Annotated in this window: 20 protein-coding genes and 1 pseudogene; 2 read left to right on the forward strand and 19 right to left on the reverse strand. The window is 52.3% G+C overall.

Features of this window, described 5'->3' with window-relative positions; translation table 11 throughout:
• The first annotated feature begins 74 nt into the window (after nt 1-74).
• Complete coding sequence (locus tag IPH19_01885) at nt 75-329, forward strand: hypothetical protein (GenBank protein ID QQR61192.1); 255 nt, start codon at nt 75-77, stop codon at nt 327-329.
• A gap of 49 nt (nt 330-378) precedes the next feature.
• Here the strand turns inward: IPH19_01885 and IPH19_01890 are convergent, their stop codons facing one another.
• From IPH19_01890 to IPH19_01975, 18 genes and pseudogenes are all read right to left on the reverse strand, one after another.
• Nucleotides 379-1,455, reverse strand: coding sequence for a hypothetical protein (locus IPH19_01890; GenBank protein ID QQR61193.1), 1,077 nt, complete (start codon nt 1,453-1,455; stop codon nt 379-381).
• A 67-nt stretch (nt 1,456-1,522) separates the two neighbouring features.
• A complete protein-coding gene (locus IPH19_01895) occupies nt 1,523-1,834 on the reverse strand; it encodes a hypothetical protein (GenBank protein QQR61355.1) in 312 nt (103 codons plus the stop codon).
• A gap of 130 nt (nt 1,835-1,964) precedes the next feature.
• Nucleotides 1,965-3,602, reverse strand: a pseudogene (groL, locus tag IPH19_01900) (chaperonin GroEL).
• A gap of 4 nt (nt 3,603-3,606) precedes the next feature.
• On the reverse strand, nt 3,607-3,900 hold the full coding sequence (locus IPH19_01905) for a co-chaperone GroES (protein ID QQR61194.1): 294 nt from the start codon (nt 3,898-3,900) through the stop codon (nt 3,607-3,609).
• Between the two features lie 86 nt (nt 3,901-3,986).
• Nucleotides 3,987-5,009, reverse strand: a complete 1,023-nt coding sequence (locus tag IPH19_01910; protein QQR61195.1) for a diguanylate cyclase — start codon at nt 5,007-5,009, stop codon at nt 3,987-3,989.
• A 43-nt stretch (nt 5,010-5,052) separates the two neighbouring features.
• Nucleotides 5,053-6,330 (reverse strand): O-antigen ligase family protein, encoded by a 1,278-nt coding sequence (locus IPH19_01915; GenBank protein QQR61196.1) that lies wholly within the window; start codon nt 6,328-6,330, stop codon nt 5,053-5,055.
• Nucleotides 6,242-7,120, reverse strand: a complete 879-nt coding sequence (locus tag IPH19_01920; protein QQR61197.1) for a hypothetical protein — start codon at nt 7,118-7,120, stop codon at nt 6,242-6,244. Before IPH19_01920 ends, IPH19_01915 begins: the two co-directional genes overlap by 89 nt.
• A gap of 1 nt (nt 7,121) precedes the next feature.
• Complete coding sequence (locus tag IPH19_01925; protein QQR61198.1) at nt 7,122-7,382, reverse strand: PRC-barrel domain-containing protein; 261 nt, start codon at nt 7,380-7,382, stop codon at nt 7,122-7,124.
• A 1-nt stretch (nt 7,383) separates the two neighbouring features.
• Nucleotides 7,384-9,030, reverse strand: coding sequence for a DNA polymerase III subunit gamma/tau (gene dnaX, locus IPH19_01930; protein QQR61199.1), 1,647 nt, complete (start codon nt 9,028-9,030; stop codon nt 7,384-7,386).
• Between the two features lie 44 nt (nt 9,031-9,074).
• Nucleotides 9,075-9,689: a hypothetical protein gene (locus IPH19_01935; GenBank protein QQR61200.1), complete on the reverse strand. Its 615-nt coding sequence runs from the start codon at nt 9,687-9,689 to the stop codon at nt 9,075-9,077.
• A gap of 53 nt (nt 9,690-9,742) precedes the next feature.
• Nucleotides 9,743-12,313, reverse strand: coding sequence for a type IV secretory system conjugative DNA transfer family protein (locus IPH19_01940; protein QQR61201.1), 2,571 nt, complete (start codon nt 12,311-12,313; stop codon nt 9,743-9,745).
• A 9-nt stretch (nt 12,314-12,322) separates the two neighbouring features.
• Nucleotides 12,323-12,877, reverse strand: a complete 555-nt coding sequence (locus IPH19_01945) for a hypothetical protein (GenBank protein QQR61202.1) — start codon at nt 12,875-12,877, stop codon at nt 12,323-12,325.
• A 40-nt stretch (nt 12,878-12,917) separates the two neighbouring features.
• On the reverse strand, nt 12,918-14,303 hold the full coding sequence (locus IPH19_01950; protein QQR61203.1) for a cysteine--tRNA ligase: 1,386 nt from the start codon (nt 14,301-14,303) through the stop codon (nt 12,918-12,920).
• Nucleotides 14,304-14,338: 35 nt separating this feature from the next.
• A complete protein-coding gene (locus IPH19_01955) occupies nt 14,339-15,058 on the reverse strand; it encodes an anaerobic ribonucleoside-triphosphate reductase activating protein (GenBank protein ID QQR61204.1) in 720 nt (239 codons plus the stop codon).
• Nucleotides 15,030-15,227, reverse strand: coding sequence for an oxidoreductase (locus IPH19_01960; protein ID QQR61205.1), 198 nt, complete (start codon nt 15,225-15,227; stop codon nt 15,030-15,032). Before IPH19_01960 ends, IPH19_01955 begins: the two co-directional genes overlap by 29 nt.
• Nucleotides 15,228-15,236: 9 nt before the next feature.
• Nucleotides 15,237-17,351, reverse strand: coding sequence for a ribonucleoside triphosphate reductase (locus IPH19_01965; GenBank protein QQR61206.1), 2,115 nt, complete (start codon nt 17,349-17,351; stop codon nt 15,237-15,239).
• A gap of 44 nt (nt 17,352-17,395) precedes the next feature.
• The gene (locus IPH19_01970; GenBank protein QQR61207.1) at nt 17,396-18,400 is read right to left on the reverse strand and encodes a sigma-70 family RNA polymerase sigma factor; all 1,005 of its coding nucleotides are present in this window, start codon (nt 18,398-18,400) and stop codon (nt 17,396-17,398) included.
• Between the two features lie 39 nt (nt 18,401-18,439).
• The gene (locus IPH19_01975; GenBank protein QQR61208.1) at nt 18,440-18,970 is read right to left on the reverse strand and encodes a hypothetical protein; all 531 of its coding nucleotides are present in this window, start codon (nt 18,968-18,970) and stop codon (nt 18,440-18,442) included.
• Between the two features lie 62 nt (nt 18,971-19,032).
• On the opposite strand from IPH19_01975, the gene IPH19_01980 reads away from it, so the two are divergent.
• A complete protein-coding gene (locus tag IPH19_01980) occupies nt 19,033-20,079 on the forward strand; it encodes a hypothetical protein (GenBank protein ID QQR61209.1) in 1,047 nt (348 codons plus the stop codon).
• Between the two features lie 32 nt (nt 20,080-20,111).
• Here IPH19_01980 and IPH19_01985 read toward each other — a convergent pair whose 3' ends face one another.
• Nucleotides 20,112-21,002, reverse strand: coding sequence for a hypothetical protein (locus tag IPH19_01985; GenBank protein QQR61210.1), 891 nt, complete (start codon nt 21,000-21,002; stop codon nt 20,112-20,114).
• Between the last annotated feature and the right edge of the window lie 14 nt (nt 21,003-21,016).

Here is a 21,016-nt window from a genome sequence, read left to right on the forward strand (position 1 = left end):
CTTGACAAAACGCGTATTTTGTTATTAGCTACTCTCTCGTCCAAGCGGCGAGCTGCCCTTTCAAGGAGACTACCGTGTCAGAACGCCTGGTGCGTGAACTCTTGAGTGCGACCTACCCGCGGATTCGTCAGGCGGGCAAGGGATGGGCGCTTGAGAGCGCGCCCGATGTTCTTACGCCGGTACCCAATCCGGAGGACAAGCTCGCTTACGTGCTCCTACAGGCGGGTATGAGCAAGGAGCAGATCCGGAACGTGCAGATCGCGCTGCAGAAGCTCGTGCCGGTTCCGCCGGATCCGGCGACGATCTTCTACCTCGAGCATCTTCTCTGAAACAAAGGCCCCGAACGTCTGACGTTCGGGGCCTTTCTTGTTTTGGTGATTACTCGGCAGCTTCAGCGCCCATATCATCTTGCAATTGGATGAAGTCTTGTGTGAGGCGGGTTTTATCGACCATGGCTTGTTCAGAACGTGTAAGCGGTTGATTGGCCCAAGCGGCCCAAATCGTCGGCAGGACTTCCGATAAGGCTTTGGCGGCGTAAGTCCGATCGTTCATCTCAGGAGAACCGGATTTCATCAGTCGATTCAGCTCGTGAAGCACCTGGCTGCGCGTTGGGCGGTTCACGGTGGAGCGGATGCCGCCGGCGCGATCAAGACGGACGCCGCCCGTAAGCAGCAACGCTTCAAGCTCAAGCTGCCAACGCTGCTGGTCGATAGCCATCGCTCCGACGCGCTTCAAGGCCTCGCCAGCTTTTCTTGAGTCAGATGAGGGAGAAACAAAGGCGTCGGCGAGTTCACCTGGAACGTAGACCGTGGTGTTAAGCGCGCGCACTTTCCCCTCGCCTGGCGCATCAAAGGCTTCTCCAGCTTCTTCCGCACGCGTGTCATACCAATACAATCGGGAAAGGTTGAGATTGTCGCCAACGAGACGCTGCATGTCGCGCATCTGTTTTACTTTGGCTTCATCCGGATTCAGGGTTACGTCGACAGCAACGGGATAGACGATGCGCTCATTCTCTTCATCAAGACCCGTGTACATCACGAGCGCGTCGGTACCGCGGAGAATGTCGTCGAGATCTGAAGGTTCATACGCAAAGGCGCGACCTTCCGTGACAGAGTTTTTGCCACCGAGCACGCCGTCGGCGTCCAAGGTCTCCAAGACCATGTACTCGGCAAAGGCGGCGCCTTCCGAGCCATACATGCCTGCGCCCTGATGGCCGCGGCGGCGCTTCAAATACTCCTCAACATCGTTCTTGTCCGGTCGTAAGCGATTCCCATTGTCATTTGGGTTCCAAAGAACCTGATGTTTGCGCCATCGACGAACCAGCTCAAGTTGCTCCGTGCGCAGCTCGCTCTCTGTTTTCAGTTTTTTGACGTTAAACTTCTTGGCGACCGCGCCCCCTCCCATTCCGCCATCAGCTGGAGCCATCAGCGGGCCGCGTTCGAAGGGATTTTTCATAGCAATATCTTAATAATAACAAAAAATCCGCCAGTTGTCCAGCGGATCTTTTTCTCTAAAGACGGAATTAGATGTTGATGTTCTTGCGGAGCGCGCCAAGAACCGGCACTTCCCAGAATTCACCCATCAAACACTTGATGATGGCGATGAGGTTCAAGATCACGAGGACGAGCCAAGCCAACCAACCAATCAACGGAATCCAGAAGATAAACATTCCTACCAAGCCGATGATGAACATGACCAAGCCTTGCTTGGCGTGTTCCTGGGCAAACTTGGAATCCTTTTTAAGGAAAAGCGGAATGAAAACGAGAATCCAGAGATAGGACAAAGCGGCAAGCACTTTGTTGTCATCAATGTCCTTTTTGTCGAAGTGCGGCATAGCGGTAGCGGGTTTCGGAGCTTCGCTGTGAGCGTGCTCGGAACCAGGCGTGTTGTTTTCCATACGGCAGTAGTATACAGGAAATCAAAGTCTCGATCAAGTAAAAACGGGCTATTAGCCCGTTTTTAGCCTAAAACCCCATCCCTCCGCCCATGCCTCCCATGCCACCGCCGTGGTCATGTCCAACCTCTTCCTTCTTTGGCTTATCCGCAATCACGCATTCCGTTGTGAGGAATAATGCGGCTACGGAAGTAGCGTTCTGAAGGGCAAAGCGCGTGACTTTGGCCGGGTCGATGATGCCAGCTTCCACCATGTCTTCGTAACGATCCGCATCGGCATTATAGCCCATGTTGCCGGAAAGCTTTTTTACCTCCTCGACGACCACGGAGCCGTCTTTACCGGCGTTATTAGCGATCGTCTTCAATGGTTCCTCGATGGCGCGGCGCAAAATGCCGACACCGATCTTTTCTTCACCTTCAACTTGAAGCGTGTCGAGTACCTTGATGGCGCGGATCAATGCGACACCGCCACCTGGAACAATCCCTTCTTCAATCGCGGCTTTGGTGGCAGCAATTGCGTCCTCGATGCGATGCTTCTTTTCTTTCATTTCAACTTCCGTTGCAGCACCCACTTTGATCACACCAACGCCGCCCATGAGCTTGGCTTGGCGCTCGACCAACTTTTCTTTGTCGAACGATGAGTCCGTATTTTCGATTTGATTGCGGATAGCGGAAGCGCGGGCTTCAATGGCGGTTTTATCGCCTTTGCCATCGACAAGCGTGGTTGAATCTTTTGTCGAAATAACTTTGCGTGCAGAACCAAGATCCTCAACTTCAACCGAGTCGAGCTTGCGGCCGACATCTTCCGTGATAAACGTGGCGCCTGTGACAATCGCGATATCCTGAAGCATTTCCTTGCGGCGATCGCCAAAGCCCGGAGCCTTGATGACGAGCGCATTAAACATTCCACGGAGCTTGTTCAAGACAAGAGCGGCAAGAGCTTCATTATCGATATCATCGGAAATAATGACGAGTTCTTTGCGTCCCAACTTGAGAAGCTTTTCCAAGAGCGGAAGAAGATCATTGAAAGAAACAATTTTCTTATCCGTCACGAGAACGTAAGGATCAGCGTACTCTGCTTCCATGCGGTCCTGATTGGTGACCATGTAATGTGAAGCGTAGCCGCGGTCGATGCGCATGCCTTTTACAACTTCTTTGGTGATGCCAAACGCCTGACCTTCCTCGACCGTGATCACGCCCTCCTCCCCCATCTCAGCCACAATCTCGGCGATGGTTTTGCCGATTTCCTTGTCGTTGGCAGAGATCGAGGCGACATTCTCGATCATATCACCCTTAACCGGCTGTGCGACTTTGTCGCGGAGCTCGGTGACGAGCGCTTCAACGGCTTTTTCCATGCCGCGCTTTACTGCCAATGGCGAGGCGCCGGCCGTGATGTTCTTGATACCTTCCGCGATCATCGCCTGAGCGAGAACGGTGGCTGTGGTTGTACCGTCGCCAGCGACATCGTTGGTTTTGGAAGCGACTTCTTTTACGAGTTCCGCGCCCATGTTTTCAAGCTCGTCCTCAAGCTCGATTTCTTTTGCGACAGTTACGCCGTCTTTGGTAATCATCGGCGATCCCTAACCGCGATCGATCACAACATTGCGGCCCTTGGGGCCGAGCGTGACTTTGACGGCGTTGGCGAGTTTGTCGACGCCACGCTTCAAGGCCTGGCGAGCTTCCTCGTTGAAGTAAATGATTTTTGCCATAGTATTATTTTACGATTACCGCGAGTACATCAGATTCTGAGATGACGAGATATTCCTTGTTATCGACCTCGACTTCATCCGGTGCGTATTTCTTGAACACAACCGTGTCGCCGACTTTGACGGACATCGGCATGCGTTCTCCGTCTTCATCAAGACGGCCGGGACCAACGGCGATCACTTCTCCTTGTTCCGGGCGTTCTTTGGAGGTGGTGTCGGGCAAAACCAAGCCCGAAGCGGTGACTTCTTCTTTTTTACCGGCGGCGATAATCAGCCGGTCTGCAAGAGGGCGTAAGTTCATATAAGTAACGTAGTTTTATACTAAAAAATGGCTAACGGTCAAGATTTCGAAAGCCCCGCACCAGATGGGTGCGGGGCTTCAGATAGCTACTCTTCGTCGTCGATGCAGAAGAGCCGGGGCTCTCCGCGCTTAGCCGACTGTTTGCAGGCGTACATGCGGCGGTCGGCCTGCTCGAGTAGTGCCTTGGCGTCGGGAATGTCGCCACCCCTGCGCCAGCAGATGCCGATATCTGCGCGGATGGTGATCACCTCCATCTCGCCAGTCTTGGGATCGACGAGGTCGATCTTGAAGGTCATGGCCTCGGCCAGCCGATTGGCGGGCTTGAGTACCTTGGTGCGGTCGATATCGCGAAGAAGGATGGCGAATTCATCGCCGTGGAGCCTCGAGAGGAAGTCGGTCTTGAAGGCCGTTTCGTCGAGGATCTTGCCGACCTTCTTGAGCACGCGATCGCCCTCGGCGTGACCAAAGCGGTCGTTGACCGGCTTGAAGTCACGGAGGTCAAAATAGACCATGGCGATCGGAAGGTCCTTCTTGCGCGCGAAGCGGATCTGCTCCTCGACACGCTGCAGGAAGGCACGCTCGTTCAAGAGGCCCGTCTTCTCGTCGATCTGCACGAGCTGCTCGAGCTCGGTTCTATCGCGGAAGATGCCGAAGGCGCGGACGATGGTTCCATTCTCGATGAGCGGTCTCGCGCACAGCGTGCACGAGCGGCGCGTACCATCGGGGCGCTTCACATAGACGTGACGTCCGTTCACGTATTTGAAGCGCGAAATCTCGCGGCCGATGAGCTCGTCGAGATGCATGCCGTACTCGTCCTCGAGATACATGAAGATCGGCTGACCTTCCAGTTCCTCGGCCGAGCGGCCAAAGATCTCGAGTGCGGCCGGATTGGCCTCGGTGATGATGCCCGACGGGTCCGTGCCGACGACGCCGTCCGGCACATGCTCGAAGAGCATGCGGAGCAGCTGGAGCTGCCCCTGCTCGTACATCGGTACGAGGCTCGGGTCCGACGGCCGTCGGCTGGGAAAGCGTGCAAGCACCTCGGGATCCGCCTTGGGCGGATAAGAAGAACCGAACGTTTCTTGTCTGTTTCGTTTGGGATCTTCCAAGCAGACACCTCCTGAAAAGGGGTAAAAGAGCTCAACAGCTTTATCAGGATTTTAACACCTTGTCAATGTCCTGACCCTCTAATGCATACCAAATAACGCAGAATGAAGCCAAGACCTGACCCGACCAATAGGACCAAAGATAATGGTCTAGCAAAGCGATCATTACGATGGGTGTAGCGATAAGCAAAAACCGGCGTTTATCGAATGGGATAGCTCGGAAAACAAAGACGAGTAGCAGCACGATTCCAGAAATCCCGATCAAGCCTGTTTCCGCGAGAATCAGGAGCGGAATCTGATGCGGGATCGGTCCCTGATTATCGACTCCGATAAACGCGTTGTGACCGATTCCAAAAAGCGGATGATTTTTGAAAGCCGCTATGCCTGCCTCTATTCCGGAAACACGCTCGGTGATGGATCGCGCTTCCAATCTCCCCTCTCCGGTGACGCGCGTCGTCAACATCGGCCATTGCCAAGTGAGAGCAAAAACCAGCGCAATGACAGAGAGGATCGCCGGAATTTTTAATCGATACAACGATTGCGTTTTATAAAGATGATAGCCTAGCAAGACAATTATTAAGACGATCGCGAGCCATGCAGAACGGGAATGCGATAAGACGAGCGCGACGATAAAGAGCGCCGCCACGCAAGACCAAATGATATTTTTCTGACGATGTTTGGCCGTGACAGCGAGCCAAATAGCTGCGGGAAATCCAAATGCAAGCCAGCCGCCGAGAATGTTTGGATACGGTAGGCCACCGTATGCACGGAGATGGCGAATGCCATTTACATCGACGACAGCGACGCCGCGCGTTTCCGGAAGTTGAGGCGAAATACCTAACCACTTACTTCCAATCACTTCCTGCGTCATCCCCTGCTGAACCGCGAGCAATGCATGCGGGATGATCGCCATCACGCTCCAGACGAAAAATTCGCGTGCATCAACTTTTGAAATAATGAGCGACCAGACAAAGAATCCAAGCAATAAAACCTGAACCCACCATTGCCAGGTTCCGGCCGGGAATATCGTAAATACCGATGCGAGGATTAGAGCGAAAACCGTTACTCCAATCCAAGTGCCATATCGATGCTTGTTTGATGGAGCTGCGCGATGAACTTGGAATGCGAGCCCGATCGATAGAATCATTAAGAACCAGGTGGCGTAGATTGAGCCATCGGAAAACATGAAACGCGTCTGCCAGGGTAGAGCGAGAATCGTCAGGCGCCATGACCAATTACGAAACCACTCCATACTTGCGAGAAGTTTCTTGCGCTTTGGATCGGAAGCGTTCGCGGGCGTCGTCGGCGTGGAATTTGAGGACATGCTCGTTGATGATGACGCGCGTATCGAGATTGCGCATGCTCTTTAGTTTAGGCGAGATCAGAAATTCGTGCAGGCGTGCGGCGAGCGCATCGAGAGCCGGAATAGTCGGCAAGCGCCACCAGGGACGCGTAACACGCAGGTCCTCCGAAACAATCCAGGGACGGGCATTCGGATGCTGCGAAAGAATTGCGGTATTAGCTTTCCAAAGCTCAGCCGAGACGCCGTCATCATAGAGCGGCAGCAGCGAGAGGAACCAGAATCGGAAATATGGATCGTCGTGGGCAGTCTTCAGTTGCCCGTTGTCAGGTTTCAGTTGATGAGGGGACAAATCCAAGGCGGAGTCGTCGACAAAATAGGAAAGGCAGACGGCGTCACGGTCAGAGGCGCGGGTACCTGGGCGGGAGAATGCGAAGCGGAGCGTGGACCAGCCGCGCGTCTGCATAATCGTGTTTTTATGAGTGATCACGAAAAAATCGAGATCGCCATCCTCGCTTGCGTGGGCGAGCGCCGTTGTATTGCAAAGCGCGACAAATCGAACGCCGGATAAGCCTGCAAGGAATTTTGCAACTTGGCGTGCACGTTTTACTTTTGCCGGAAACAAGGCTTCACGACGCTCGTGCTCTTCAATTAACGCTTCACGACCTTCAAAAACAACGCGACCGCGAATGAGCTTGAAAGGTGCTTCAATCGCCGCTGGGGCAGATGCGGCGTCGAGTTCGGGGACGGTTGGCGGATAAGCCATGGCGTCGTAGAGAGCCATGGCTTTGATCCGCAAAGCGCGCGCGTCCATATCAAGCGGTGGCAGCTACGGAGCTACCCTCAGGTACGACAGCGTCGGCAACAATGATCTTTTCAGCCGTCACCTCGATCACTTCTTTCCATGAAACGAGAAGCTCGCTTGAAAGAAGATCCTTCATGAGACCAGAGCTGACATGCAGAGAAACAAGATGACCGGTTGCTGCATCAAAATCCAAACTTGCGAGCTTGCCGAGCATGCGGCCTGAACGCGTGTAGATAGGTACTCCTACAGACTGCTTGGAATTGAGATTCATATTATGACTCGACCACGCTTCCACCAAACGCCTTCAAGATGTTTCCAACAATATCCTGACTACGTTCCTCTGCTACAGCTGCATCCTCGCCGACAACGCCGTCCAAAAGCAGCGTGTCATTAGCCATAACGCTACGGATCGCCTCCTCAACGATCTTTCGATTGCGCGGATCGGTGATAATTTTGTCGCGATGGAATCCGTATTGGAATCGGATGACGACGGTATTGCCTTGAATGGCTTCCGGGCGACTGATTTTGAGAATAAAGGGCAAGGAATGGTTGATTTCATCGACAGCACGGACAATGGCTGCCCATTTCATACGGACTTGGTTGAGCTCGATAGCAGCAGGCGCCGAAGATTCAACGGGAAGGGGCGGATTTGTTTCAGTTTCCTCTTTTGGGACAGGTGCGGGTTCTGGTTTTGATTCAGGTATTTCTTCTTTCGGCTGGATTCCTGCCTTCGCTGGAATGACAGGCGTAGGGGCTGGACTCAAGATTGCTTCGCTTCTGCTCGCAATGACAGGCGGTGATGAAGCGTGATGCGTGTCGCGTGACGCGTGACGTAACAATCCTCCGGCGGCGATGGTTCCGGCGAGTTGGAGCGCAAAGAGGGCGTCGATGCCGGACTTGGCGTCTTTACGGCGCTCGAACAATAAAAGCGCCATGTCATTTAATTCTCCGGGTTCAAATTTACCGATGAGCGGGACCATGGCGCGCTCGTCTTCTGTTCCTTTGGACCATTTTTCTGCAAGCGACGCGTCAGCTGACGCGACGAGGAGCTTGCGGACGATCGTAATGAGGTCGTCGAACAATGGAAGAAGCGGCAAGCCTTCGTCGGCGAGGCGTTGAGCTTCATTGATGGCACCGACGTGGTCACGACGGGACCAGAAACCGACGAGACCAGCGGCAGCGGGAAGATGGCCGGGAGGAATGACGAGCTGGGCGACGTCGAGCGTTAAATTCTTTTCTCCGAGACCGCCGAGTTGACCGAGAAGCGTCTCTGCATCGCGCACACAGCCGTCAGCACGCGAGACGATGAGCTTGGCGACTTCTTCATCGATCTTCCAGCCTTCTTGTTTGGCAATAAATTCTACGCGGTCACGCATCACATCGTCCTGAACACGCTTGAACTCAAAGCGCTGGCAGCGGGAAACGATGGTGGCGGGAACCTTGTGCCATTCTGTCGTCGCGAGGATGAAGAAGGCGTAAGCGGGTGGCTCTTCCAATGTTTTCAAAAGCGCATTCCATGAAGCTGATGAAAGCATGTGCGCTTCATCGAGAACGTAGACCTTACGAGCGCCGCCCATCGGAGCAAATCGGACATGCTCGATTATAGATTCGCGGACGGTTTCAACACCGGTATGGGTGGCGGCGTCCATTTCAATCAGATCGATTTGGCGACCTTCATTGGCAGCAACGCATCGCTCGCAAGAATTGTCGGGTTCCCCGTCCTTTGGATTCAAACAGTTAAGGGCTTTGGCAAAAATGCGAGCGGTCGTGGTTTTACCTACGCCGCGAGGACCGCAAAAAAGAAAGGCGTGGCCAAGTTTACCGGTAGCGACCTCTTTGGCGAGGGTGTCCGTAACATGCGCTTGGCCGGTGACGTCGGCAAAGGTTTGGGGACGGTATTTTTGGGACAGCGAGGGCATAGAATCGATCACATCTAAACACAAAGGCGCCCCTTACGGAACGCCTACCACTCGGACCCGTCTTTCTTGATCATGTTCTCGACCGCTGCCCAGCGAGAAGGAGCGTTTTTTGGTACCAGAATCACGACTTCATCGCCCACATCGCCCTTATGGAAAGAGATGGCTGCAGCGAGCACACGATAACCATTGCCTCCGGCGACCACCTTCCAATCCCCACTTAATTCATCCTGTACAAGCGAGCCAACGAGACGCTGACGCTCGATCGGACCTTTTTGCTTAAAGAGGAAGCGGCCGTTCTCGCTGATGGTCAGACGGAGAAGATCGCCTTCTACGAGTTTGGATTTAGAAGCGTAGTTTGGTGGAACAGAATACTGGCGGCCGTCTTCACCAACCATGTGCTCGCCGTCGAATACGCCCTCGATGGAACGGCCTTCAAAAGAACCAAAGGAGGTGTCATCAACCGAGGACATGATGTAGGCCTCAGGGTCGGCTGTTTCCGAGCGGCTTTCAAGCAAACGCTCCAGGTTATCCAAACGAGACTTTAAATCTCGAACGACGCGCAAAGCGAGCGCAAGCTTGGTCTCGGCCCCCGATAATGCGGGAGCCTCCCCTTCTTCTATAACAGCCTCTTCATCGAGGATGTCATTTTGTTCGTCCATAGATTGTTTTTTTGTTTTTTATCGCCCACCTGTATCACCTATAGGATACCACATTATATTTTAAAGTCATCCACATCCGAGACTTCTGCCATGGCATCGCGGCGCTCAAGAATTTCTGCCTCGACCAATTCACGTTTGCGGCCAAATTTGTAACGCGAAAGTTCTTTGATCATGCGCGAGAGCTCCTTGTCTTGCGGGCGCTTAGGCATGACCGGCTTCATGTTGAAGGGGCGTGAAGCCGTGTTGTCGATCAACATCTTAATATTGCAGGTGAATGCCTCGACGTTCACGAGATCGTACTCGCTGAAGACCGGTGCAAATTCTTTCGCGAGGAATTCTGCGTCTTCTACACCGATACGGAAGGCGACCATGGTACCGACGTTTCCAAAGATGGCGTCGCGGATAACGGTGTCCCCTCCTTTGCCTTCCAATTGACCAATAAACTGGTGCGCGATGATGAGGTTTAGACCGTATTTACGGGCTTCGGACAAAATGGCGGAAATGGAATCAGTGAGGAAGTTTTGGAATTCGTCGATGTAGAGATAGAAATCTTTACGCTCGGAAGCTTCCATGTCGCCGCGAGCGAGTGCAGCCATCAAGATTTTACCGACAAGCACCATACCGATGAGGTAGGCATTAAGATCTCCAATTTTTCCCTTGGACAACTTGAGCAAAAGAATTTTTCTGCCATCCATCACATCACGCAGATTGAAGGCGCTCTTTTGTTGGCCGATAATCGGCCGCATGTAGTCGTTATAGATGAAGTGCGTCAGCTTGGAAGTAATGTACGGAACCATGTTGGCGAGCGAGGCTTCACCGCCGGCTTTGAGCGCTTCTTTTTGCCAGAAATCTTTTACGTCTTGCGACTTACACTTGCTCAATTTGTAGTTGCGATACTCTTCATCGGCCAGAACTTTTGGAATTTCCATCAAAGTCGATCCGGACTCGACATCTTCCATGAGCAGCAAGATGGCGTTGCGCATGTAGAGCTCAAACATCGGGCCGCCCGTGGATTTGAGATCGTAGAGCTTGTCGAATATCTTGAGCATCTCGTTGATGACGAAGGTTTTTTGCTGCGGTTGCGTCTCATCAAACTCGAGCATGTTCAAACCCATCGGACGGGTGTAGTCGGCGGGGTCAAAGAAGATGACGTCGTCGGCGCGTTCTTTTGGAACGTATTCGAGAACTTCATCGCACAAATCTCCGTGCGGATCGATAACACAGACGCCGTGACCAGCCTCGATATCCTGCTTGATCAAAGAAGCCTGATAGACCGATTTACCGGAACCGGATTTACCAATCACATACATGTGACGGCGGCGATCCGGCTGCTTCATGCGGATCTGATAGGAATGACCGCGATACTCGGAGACGCCAAGCTGAATACCTTCACTTGGAAGATTGGATGGCGGGAGCGCGCGGCGAGACAAGAGCCAGTTGATTTTTGGTGTTTCCGTTGATGGGAGCGGAAAATGATAGACCGTCGCCATTTCCTGCGAGTTCAAGACGACGCGCTGATTCTCGTCAAAATGGCGGTAGATGAACGACTCGACGATTTTTGCCTGCTTGCGCGGCATCTCGCTCTTGAAGCTGTTGCCGTATTCGTAAATATTGAATTGGCCGTAGGCATTCAAAATATCGTTCAGGTAGCGCTGGGCGCGTTCCGGAATCTTTCCGCAGACGACGACGCGAATGTTTACGTCCAAACCAGCATACGAGGCTTTTTCTTCCAAACCCTTTACCATCTCTTCTTCCAAAGGCGACAAACGATAGCCTTCGTCGGGCTTTTTATCTTTGGACTTGGTTGAGCCGAGACTCGTGAGCTCCTTAGAGATCTGCTTGCCAAATGATTTTCGCTCGACATCCTTTAGCTTCTTTCCCTGCTGCATCGCGCGAGCAATACGGAGACCTTCTTGGCGCCATTCTTTTTTAGCGCTTCTCACAACGTATTGAATCGCGACTCCATCCCCTGCCTCAATCTTGGACAAGGCGTTGGTAATGGAATTCATCGAGTCGGCTTCCAGCTTGGTGTAGAGCTTGATCGGGAAATAGCTTGGGCGGCGCATCTTGAGATAGCTGCCCATGATAACGCCGTTGGGCGAGAAAATATTGTAGTCAGGAACCTCGTCGATTTGTGCATTCGGATATTGCGCGAGAATCTGCTGCTCCATGAAATCGCGGAGCTTTTCTGGAACGGTTACAAAGAAACTGATTTTGTCGCGATGGCAGACGATTTCAAATGTGAAAAGATCGCTGCGTCCGGAGAACCAGGAACCAAAGCCGCGCTGGGCTTTCAAGGCGCCAACGGTTGAGAATACCGTTTCCATTGCGCCGATTAATTCTTGGATCTGCTGCTGCGATTTGTCTTTGCCGGCTTCATCGCCGCTTAATTCTTTTGGAACGCGGACCATCAAGACTTTTAATCCAAAGGCGACTTTAGCGCGATTGCGGCGGACATTAACGGCACGCAGGATCTGGATCAAAAGATACAAGCCAAAACAGAGACCAATGATGGCGTAGATTCCGTATGCCAAGGGGCTGGTCAGAAGAACAACAGGATCGAGCAAATCCGGCGCCTGGGCAATTGGCGTCGTGAGATCGAGCTGGAGAAGGAACAGGGGCATGTGTTTGTTTTAAACTTGGCGCTCGGCGTCTTCTTTACGGACGCGAGCCAGGGCGATGATGCGGTCGGTTTTGATTTTGGCTTCTTGTTCCAAGAAATAACGATTGATTCCAGGGATCGTGAGCAGCCAATCACGAATCAAGGAGACAACGCGCCGCAGCTCGACTTTGAGCCCGCGCACCATGATGGTGATCTGGGTTGAAACCTCGTGGCCTTTGGAGAGAAAACGCTGGCGCGCTTCTTCTGGCATCGTCTCAACATAATCACCGAGACCGTCTTCCAGAATTTTCTCAACCTCGACCATGACTTCATCGACAGGAGCGGCGGGTTCAGGTTCAGCCGGCGCAGCAGAGCCTGGGTCTGCCGCAACTTGGGTGGTTGGGGCGTCTTCTGCAGGCGCTTCCAAGAACTCGTCTTTGCGCTCGACGGATTGTTCAAAGGCGGCGCGGTCAGCGGCAAGCGGCGCATCTTCAAGCGCTTCTCCGGACTCGATGACGGGAGCTTCAACTGGCTCTGGCGTTATTTCCGGAGCTGTTTCATTACCCTGTAAAAACCCGTCAGACATGTCAGAATTATAGCAGGTTTCAGGTTTTAGGTGTTAGGTTTCAGCTAGGAAGCAGATCGTATCCGCCGTCTTTGCCGTCCTCCACAATCCAGCCTTTTACCTTGATGGCGTCGCGCAATTCATCGGACTTGCTCCAGTCTTTGGATTGGCGGGCGAGCTGGCGCTCTTCTGCGATCGCTACGATATTTGCCGGAGCTTTTACCGGTTTTCCGATGATGTCGGCGAGACCGAGACCGAGGACTTCATCCATCGCCAAGAGGTTGGAAGCTTTTTCCTTGTCATCAGCTTTGGATTTCAACATTTCCCAGACAACGGCGAGAGCTTCTGACGTGTTCAGATCATCCGACAATGCTTTGGTAAATTTTTCTAGCCATTCGCCTTTGGTCGCCGCTTTGGCGGAAGGCAGGCGGCGGGTTTCTGCCTGTAATTTTCTCAATGCGTTCTGCGCACCTTCCATTCCCTCCCAAGTGAAATTCAATTTGGAGCGATAATGGGCGCCCAAGCAGTAGAAACGATACGCGAGCGGATCAAATCCCTTGGTAATCAGGTCGTCGAGGAGATAGGCATTGCCTTCTGACTTACCCATGCGGCCGCCATCGACCAAAAGAAATTCTCCGTGCATCCAATAATTGGCGAGCGGTTTTCCATAAGCGGCTTCCGATTGCGCGATTTCATTTTCATGATGAACAGCGATGTGATCGACGCCGCCGCAGTGAATGTCAAAGGGTTGACCGAGTAAATCCTCGGCCATCGCGGAACACTCGATATGCCAGCCCGGGAAACCACGGCCCCAAGGGGAATTCCATTCCATTTGGCGGACGGAATCGGCGGGAGAAAATTTCCAGAGAGCAAAATCTGTCGGGTGTTTTTTCTCGCGATTGAGCTCGATGCGTACGCCGGACTGTTTATCGCCGATTCTTTGGCCGGAAAGCTTGCCGTAGCCGTCGAATTTGGTGGTATCAAAATAAATACCGTCGCTAATGCGATAGGTGTAGCCTTTGTCTTCCAATTTTTCTACGAGCGCGATTTGTTCCTTAATGTAATCCGTTGCATGCGGGCGATCTTTGCCTGTAGGAGCCATGACGTTCAAGCGAGACAAGTCTTTGTCGAATAGCTTCTCGTATTGCTTGGCGATTTCCCATGCGTCTCTCCCCTGCTTGGCTGCTTCTTTCTCGACTTTATCGTCTCCGGTGTCGCCATCACCAACCAAATGGCCGACATCGGTGATGTTCATGACGTGATGAACTTTGTAGCCAAGCAGAATCAAGGTGCGCTTCAAGATGTCCTCAAATACATAGGTACGGAGGTTGCCGATGGTCGCTGGGTTGTAGACAGTTGGGCCACAAGTATAGAGGCCGACGTTCTTGCCCTTGATAGGTTTGAACTCTTCCAAAGCCCGATGCAGCGTATTCCAGAGCGTGAGCATGCCCAAAAGAGTAGCGGAAACAGGCTATTTTGTCACTAACGGACAATAAGTTCGCCAACATGAGGACGGAACTGTTTAGCCAACATCTCTAAATGCGACGGATCTGGAGCCGCATACTCGCCAAAGAGCGGATCTAACGTAATCGCCGGCCGATAGGCTTGTAATACATAGCGCCGAGAACCACGAACTAATTCAAGGATTCCAGCTATTTCTTTTTTGCCGTGAATTTTTGGAATGATCGTCGTCCTGAATTCATATTCAGGTGCATATGTCTTTATCAGAGCGATACTCTCCTTGATTGCTTCCGTTCTCACGCAAGCGCTCACTAATTCAGGGTAACGTTCGAGCGAGGTCTTTACATCCATCGCAACATAGTCCAGCAAACCATCGCGAAGCAGCGGACCAAGAACTTCCGGAAGACTCCCGTTGGTATCCAGCTTCACCTGAAAGCCCCTATCACGAATATCTTGAATAAAGTCTGGCAACCCTGCATGCAGGGTCGGTTCGCCGCCGGAGATGACGACACCGTCCAGCAATCCGCGCCGTTGATCGAGAAATGAAAGAAAGACCTCTCCTTCAATCCAACTATCCGCCGTTTTTACCAATCGCTCCGTCAAAACAAATTCCGGATTATGACAGAATCCACATCGAAAATTACACCCAGGAAAAAAAGCGATGCACGCTAATCGGCCCGGAAAATCGAGCTGGGTAAACGGCTGAACGCCGCTAAGCCGTATTTGCTTGTTGTTTTGCATAGGCGTCTCGGAAATGGTGATTTGCCGCCACGCACTCTGTGAAGTGTTTGCGCGAGTAATGCTCGCTCTTTTTTCCCGTATTAAATTGGGAAACGGGTCGGTGATAGCCCATGACGCGGGTCCAGACTTCACAAGGGGTACGCTGTGCTTGCAAATCGGTATTGTTCATATATTTTTGTTATTTTGTTGGTTGAATTGATTCATACTTGCGACGCACCTCCTCGTTGAAGCGCGGTGCCTCGATGCCGAGTGCTTGATCGCAAGTCGGGCAGTAGTCCCACTCGCCTTGGAGATAACCGTGTTTGGGGCAGATAGAAAACGTTGGCGTGAGCGTGACGTACGGCATGCGATAGCGCATCAGGATGCGACGCAAGAGTTCACGGCAAGCTTCCGGGGAACTGATGCGCTCCGAGAGATACGCATGCAGGACGGTACCGCCGGTGTATCGAGTTTGGAGATCGTCTTGAAGGTCCATTGCCTCAAATACGTCATCGGTGTAGCCGACCGGGAGCTGGGTGGAGTTGGTGTAGTACGGCGCTTCAGGCGTGCCTGCTTGGAGAATTTCGGGGAATCGTTTCTGGTCTTCTTTTGCGAATCGGTATGTCGCCCCTTCCGCCGGCGAGGCTTCTAAGTTGTAGAGATGTCCGGTTTCTTCCTGATATTGTTTCAGTCGCGTGCGCATAAACTCGAGGACTTCTCCCGCAAACGCGAGGCCGTGCGGAGTCGCGATGTTGTCACGGTCGTCGGTCAGGTTGCGTATCGCTTCATTCACTCCGTTGATGCCGATGGTGGAGAAATGATTGCGTAACGTACCCAGGAAATGTTTGGTGTATGGGAATAATCCCCGATCCATCCACTTTTGAATTTCTTTTCGTTTGATTTCCAATGAGGTGCGGGACAAGTCCATCAGATGACCAAGTCTTTCAAAAAACTGTTCGCGATTTCCGCGTGCGAGATAGCCGAGACGTGCGGCATTGATCGTCACAACGCCGATAGAACCCGTCATCTCTGCGGACCCAAACAGACCCCCGCCTCGCTTTCGCAACTCATTCAGGTCGAGCTGGAGCCGGCAGCACATCGAGCGGACATCGCCCGGCTTCAAATCGGAATTGATGAAGTTCTGGAAATACGGCGTACCGTATTTTGCCGTCATCTCGAACAAGGGAAGTGTTTTTGGATCGTTCCAGTCAAAATCTTTGCCAACATTGTAGGTTGGAATCGGAAAGGTGAAGGCACGACCATGCGCATCGCCATCGGTCATCACCTCGATGAAGGCGCGGTTCAAGATGTCCATCTCGTTCTGAAGCTCGCCGTAGGTGAATTGATACGGCGTACCGCCGAGGAGGAGGCGCTTTTCTTTTAAGTCATCGGGGCAAACCCAGTCGAGGGTGATATTGGTGAATGGCGTCTGCGTTCCCCAGCGCGAAGGCGTGTTCAAATTGAACACGAATGATTGGATATTCTGTTTCACGTACTTGGCGACGCGATCCCTCACGTATTTTTCACGCGACTCATGATCGGGAAACGAGGCGCTGCCTGCTTCAAGCTCGGCTCGCGTTTCCAACTCGTATTTTTTTACGAACGGGGCAAGAAACGTATCAAAACTTGAGAACGCCTGCGCTCCGGCCCACTCGTTCTGCAATGTACCGAGAAAGTTCACCATTTGAGCTACCGCGGAGTTCAAATGCCTTGGCGGAGCCGATTCCGTTTTGCCTGGTACGCCGTTAAACCCCTGCTCGAGGAGCATGCGGAGACTCCAGCCGGCGCAGTAGCCGGAGAACATGTCGAGGTCGTGGATATGGACATCGCCATTGCGATGCGCCTCTCCTGCCTCACGCGGCAGAACATGGGAAAGCCAGTAGTTGGCCGTGACTTTTCCGGCCGTATTCAAAATCAAACCGCCGAGCGAGAAGCCTTGGTTGGAGTTGGCATGTACGCGCCAGTCGCTTTTCTCCAAGTATTCGTCGATGGTTTTTCCTACTTCTACAACGACATCGCGCGTCTCACGGGACTCGCGGCGTTTTTCCCTGTAGAGAATGTAAGCTTTGGCGATATCGGCGTAGTCGTAGCGGATGAGGACACGCTCGACGACGTCTTGCGTCTGCTCGACGGATGGGATGGCGCCTCCATACGCTTCCTCGAGTTCAAACGCTACTTCTTTTGCCACCAAGGCGGATAAGCCCTCTTGCTCAGTACCGACAGCGGCCGCCGCTTTGCTGATGGCGAGGCGGATTTTCTCTGGTTCAAAATCGACGATAGCGCCGTTGCGTTTTTGTATTTTGTAAATCGGCATAAGGTACGGATGAGGCTCCGTACCAGTACAAACACCGCAGACCGTCAAAAGGTGTCACGCAAGCGCTTGCGGCTTCTTGAGAGGACGAGTTTCACGGCATTCTCCGATTTACCGACGCGTTCCGCGATCTCGGCGACAGGCCGGTCCTCAACATAAAACGCTCGCAGAATCTCCTGCTCCCCTGCCCCGAGGCCTGCGACGGCGCGCTCCAAAGCGTCGCGGTCTTCCATGCGGTCGATCCTGGATGCGGGGCGGAATTGCTCGGTGAATCGGCGCTCGGCCGCCTTGGATCGATAGCGATTCAAGAGCTCATGATGCGCGATGCGGAGGAGATAGGTTTTGTAGGAGGCGTTGCGAGGCTGGAATCGGGAGAGGCCATTCATCGCCTTGATAAAAACGTCTTGCGCGAGATCCTCGGCTTCCAACACGTCATCTATACGGCGACGCAAATAGCCCAAGATCGCAGGATGATAGCGTGAGAAAATTTCCGCGTACCGCCTGACATCGAGCTTAGCGGCGGCAATAGCCGCCTGATCGGTTTCTCGATCGAGGAAACGCTCGCGCGTAGGATGCAAGAAGGCGCGCTCGATGAATGCCGCCACTGATTCATGGGGAGATGCCTCTTCTTTTGTACCGATCCAGTGGTCGATCCATGCGGCGAGCGCTCGCGGATCGCGGGAGAGACGCGGCCACTCGCGAGCAAAGGCGGCTTCAAAGGCGCCCCATGCTTCCGGAGCGGGCTGCATCGCAAAAAAATATTTTGCCGCCCCGCTTTCCATTACCGGAAACACCGTGAGTAATGATGGAAGCTCTTTTCCGCTTTTGGACCGATTGCCAAGACGCGAGGAGAAGGATTTTTTCTCAACGGCGATGGTCTTCCACATCGATTCATAGAACGAACGGTCCATGTTTCCGCCCCAGAGCGCCCCTGGTTTGGCGCCGACTGCCTCGGCTACGGAAAATCCCGACCAGTTCTCTACGGATCGGGATGCATGGACCACTTGGCCGACAGGATCGGTCACGATCAAGACGCCGCGTTCCTCCATCATGGCGCTATCTAAGCACTTGGGAAGTGACTCGACAAACCGCTATTCATCCTCGTCATCCTCAAAGACTTCTCTGCCGATCACGTAAAGGAGCGGGATTGGGGCAATCAACCAAAAGGAGCGGCCGATCTCGCCGAGAAATGCCTGCTGGAAAAATGGCGAGAGATTTTGAGTCGCTTCTGGAGGCAAGAGAAAAAGCGCGATGGAAACGAGCAGGCCGACTTGGGTAATACTGAACAATGCCGTCTCCCACCAGACTCCCCGCTCTTGCGCGAGATTCTTGAGGAGATGGCTGCGCCAGAGCAATCCAAAAATCAGGAAAAATAATCCGAGAAACCAGACAAGTTGAAAGGCGGAACTTTTACCGGCATTCAACGCTTGCGACAAGCGCGAGAGAATCGGTGCGTTGGTGACGACGGCAAGAGCGAGATAGGTCGAAAGGAGAACCGTAACAGCTCGATCGCGGCCGACGGCAAAGCCATAGCCGAGTCCGGCGAGAGCGAGCATGCAAAAAACAATGATGTCCCAGGTAAAAGACATCCCGCCGACAACAAACCCGGCCTCGGGAGGCATAAAGAGCATAATAACACGTGCTTTTGTATTTTCCTCAGACGTGGAATAATTGTGTAAATATTATGACGAAGAAAGAACTAGTTGGAACAAGCTCCCCCGAACAAGCTGTCGCCAAGGCACCGACTAAACCGGTCACCGCGGATAGCGCCTTGCGCAAGTATCGATTAACCCAAGAACGTATTGATTTTCTCAATAGAGGCATCTCTTATTTAAAAAGTCCGCCTGGCGCATATTCGGACAAGGATGAGCACGAACTTAGTGAAGAGTATGGCCAGTATGAAGATGTAGACGACATCAAAAAAGAACTTGCGGAAGTCCAACGAGAAGCCGCGTCCCAAAGGGAGGAGCTGTTGAAAGCCTCGAAAGAATACCTTGCCCAAAATAACAACGTAACAACAGAACGTTTTGCAACTGCTGAATCGAAATATAATGATCTAAAGAATAAAGCAAAGGAAGCACAATCTGAGCTTGAGACAAGCAGGAACCATGCCAAGGATTACCCTTCCTCAGTGGGTCTTGATTATATTTTCTCAGTAGGTATTAAAGACAAACAGCTGAGTCCAGAGCAAATTACCCAGTCCTTAGAACAAGCGGTCGAGAGCGCCGTGCGTACTATTGAGATGAGAAAAGGGGAACTCAAAAACGTGAATACTCTCTTTAAGGAGCTGAAAGAGCTTAAGGGAGGATTTCTTTCACGCATGATGAACCGGCAAAAAATTTCAGAGCTACAGAATGATCATGACACTATTGCCTACAGCTTTGGCAGCAAAGAAACAGATGAGGACTGTCTTGCTCGTTTGAGCGGGTGGGTAGAGAGTTCTAAGGCTGACCTTGTGATGGCACAGGAAAGGTTAGCCGAGCACAAAGAACGTATAGCAAATGGAAAATTTGCCGGCATAAACGAACAACACATCGCCCAACAGACCGCCTTAACAAAGCAAGTTGAAGAGCTTTCCGCGCAAGCCGCTGAATTCAAAAAAGAATTTGACCGACTAAAAGATTTCAAAAATCTTATAAAGAAGATTTCTACCGAATTAGACCTCCCGCTTACCGAGGATTTGGATGAACAAAAACGACTTCTTGAAGCAGAGGTATCGTCAGAACAATAAAGAATAATAACACGGGCCTAGAGGCCCGTGTTTTATTTACCTGTAAGCATGACCGTTTCAAACCATGCATCGGATGATTCTTTAAATGTTTTCTCATTAAGTTTCATCGAACCATCCGATTGCTTTTCCATATGTTGGGCAGGATTTGGGTGCTTAGGCATGGATCGGCCGGGTGCCATTGTCCATGCTGTTTTTTGTCCCGGACGTTTTTCGTCAGGACCAAACACCATGAAGAGCTTGGTCGTTGGCTGTTTGGGCGCATTTACGATCGGAAGCACAACAACATCGCGTAATACTTGAAATTGGATTTTACTGTCTGGGTATGACGCTTTGAACGATTCCACAAATACTTTCTTCTCGTCTACCGATCCGGACATATTGAGTTGTGCGACCTCCGAACGCGCCGAGAGCGCGGCCTTGATATCCTCGTCTCCAATAAAACCTTGCTGCTTGAGTTCATCAAAGGAAGAAATACCTTCCTTACCCATGCCACGCTTCATATCCACGGAAAAGGCTGATGGACCGGGACCTTCTAGCATTTCCGGTTTAAGCTTATGTGAAACATCTTCCATCAGAGCATCTATGCTTTGGTAATCAAAATGGCTACCGGGTTCCATACCTTTGATGTGCAGGCTATCGATATGACCGGCTGCGGCTGCAGAAACGGTTGTATTTATTTTTCCGTCTGCAGATCGAAGCGTGAAAAACGGAGTGGCCGCATCCAGGCCTTCTTTTTTTGAACCATCTTGCAGGGTGACTGCGACCTCAACCGGTGGCTTCCAGGGCTTGGTGTCATCTACCTTTGTGACTTCGACTTTCTGGAAGCCGATGAATGCCGGATCTGACTCAAGACTGAACGCCTGTTTTTCCTGCTCGACCGTTGTGCCCACAGCTGGCTGTTTTGCCTGTTTTTCAATAGACATAAATAGGTTTTTGA

This window comes from Candidatus Uhrbacteria bacterium, assembly GCA_016699205.1.
Classification (GTDB): Bacteria; Patescibacteriota; Patescibacteriia; order 2-12-FULL-60-25; family 2-12-FULL-60-25; genus CAIXDN01.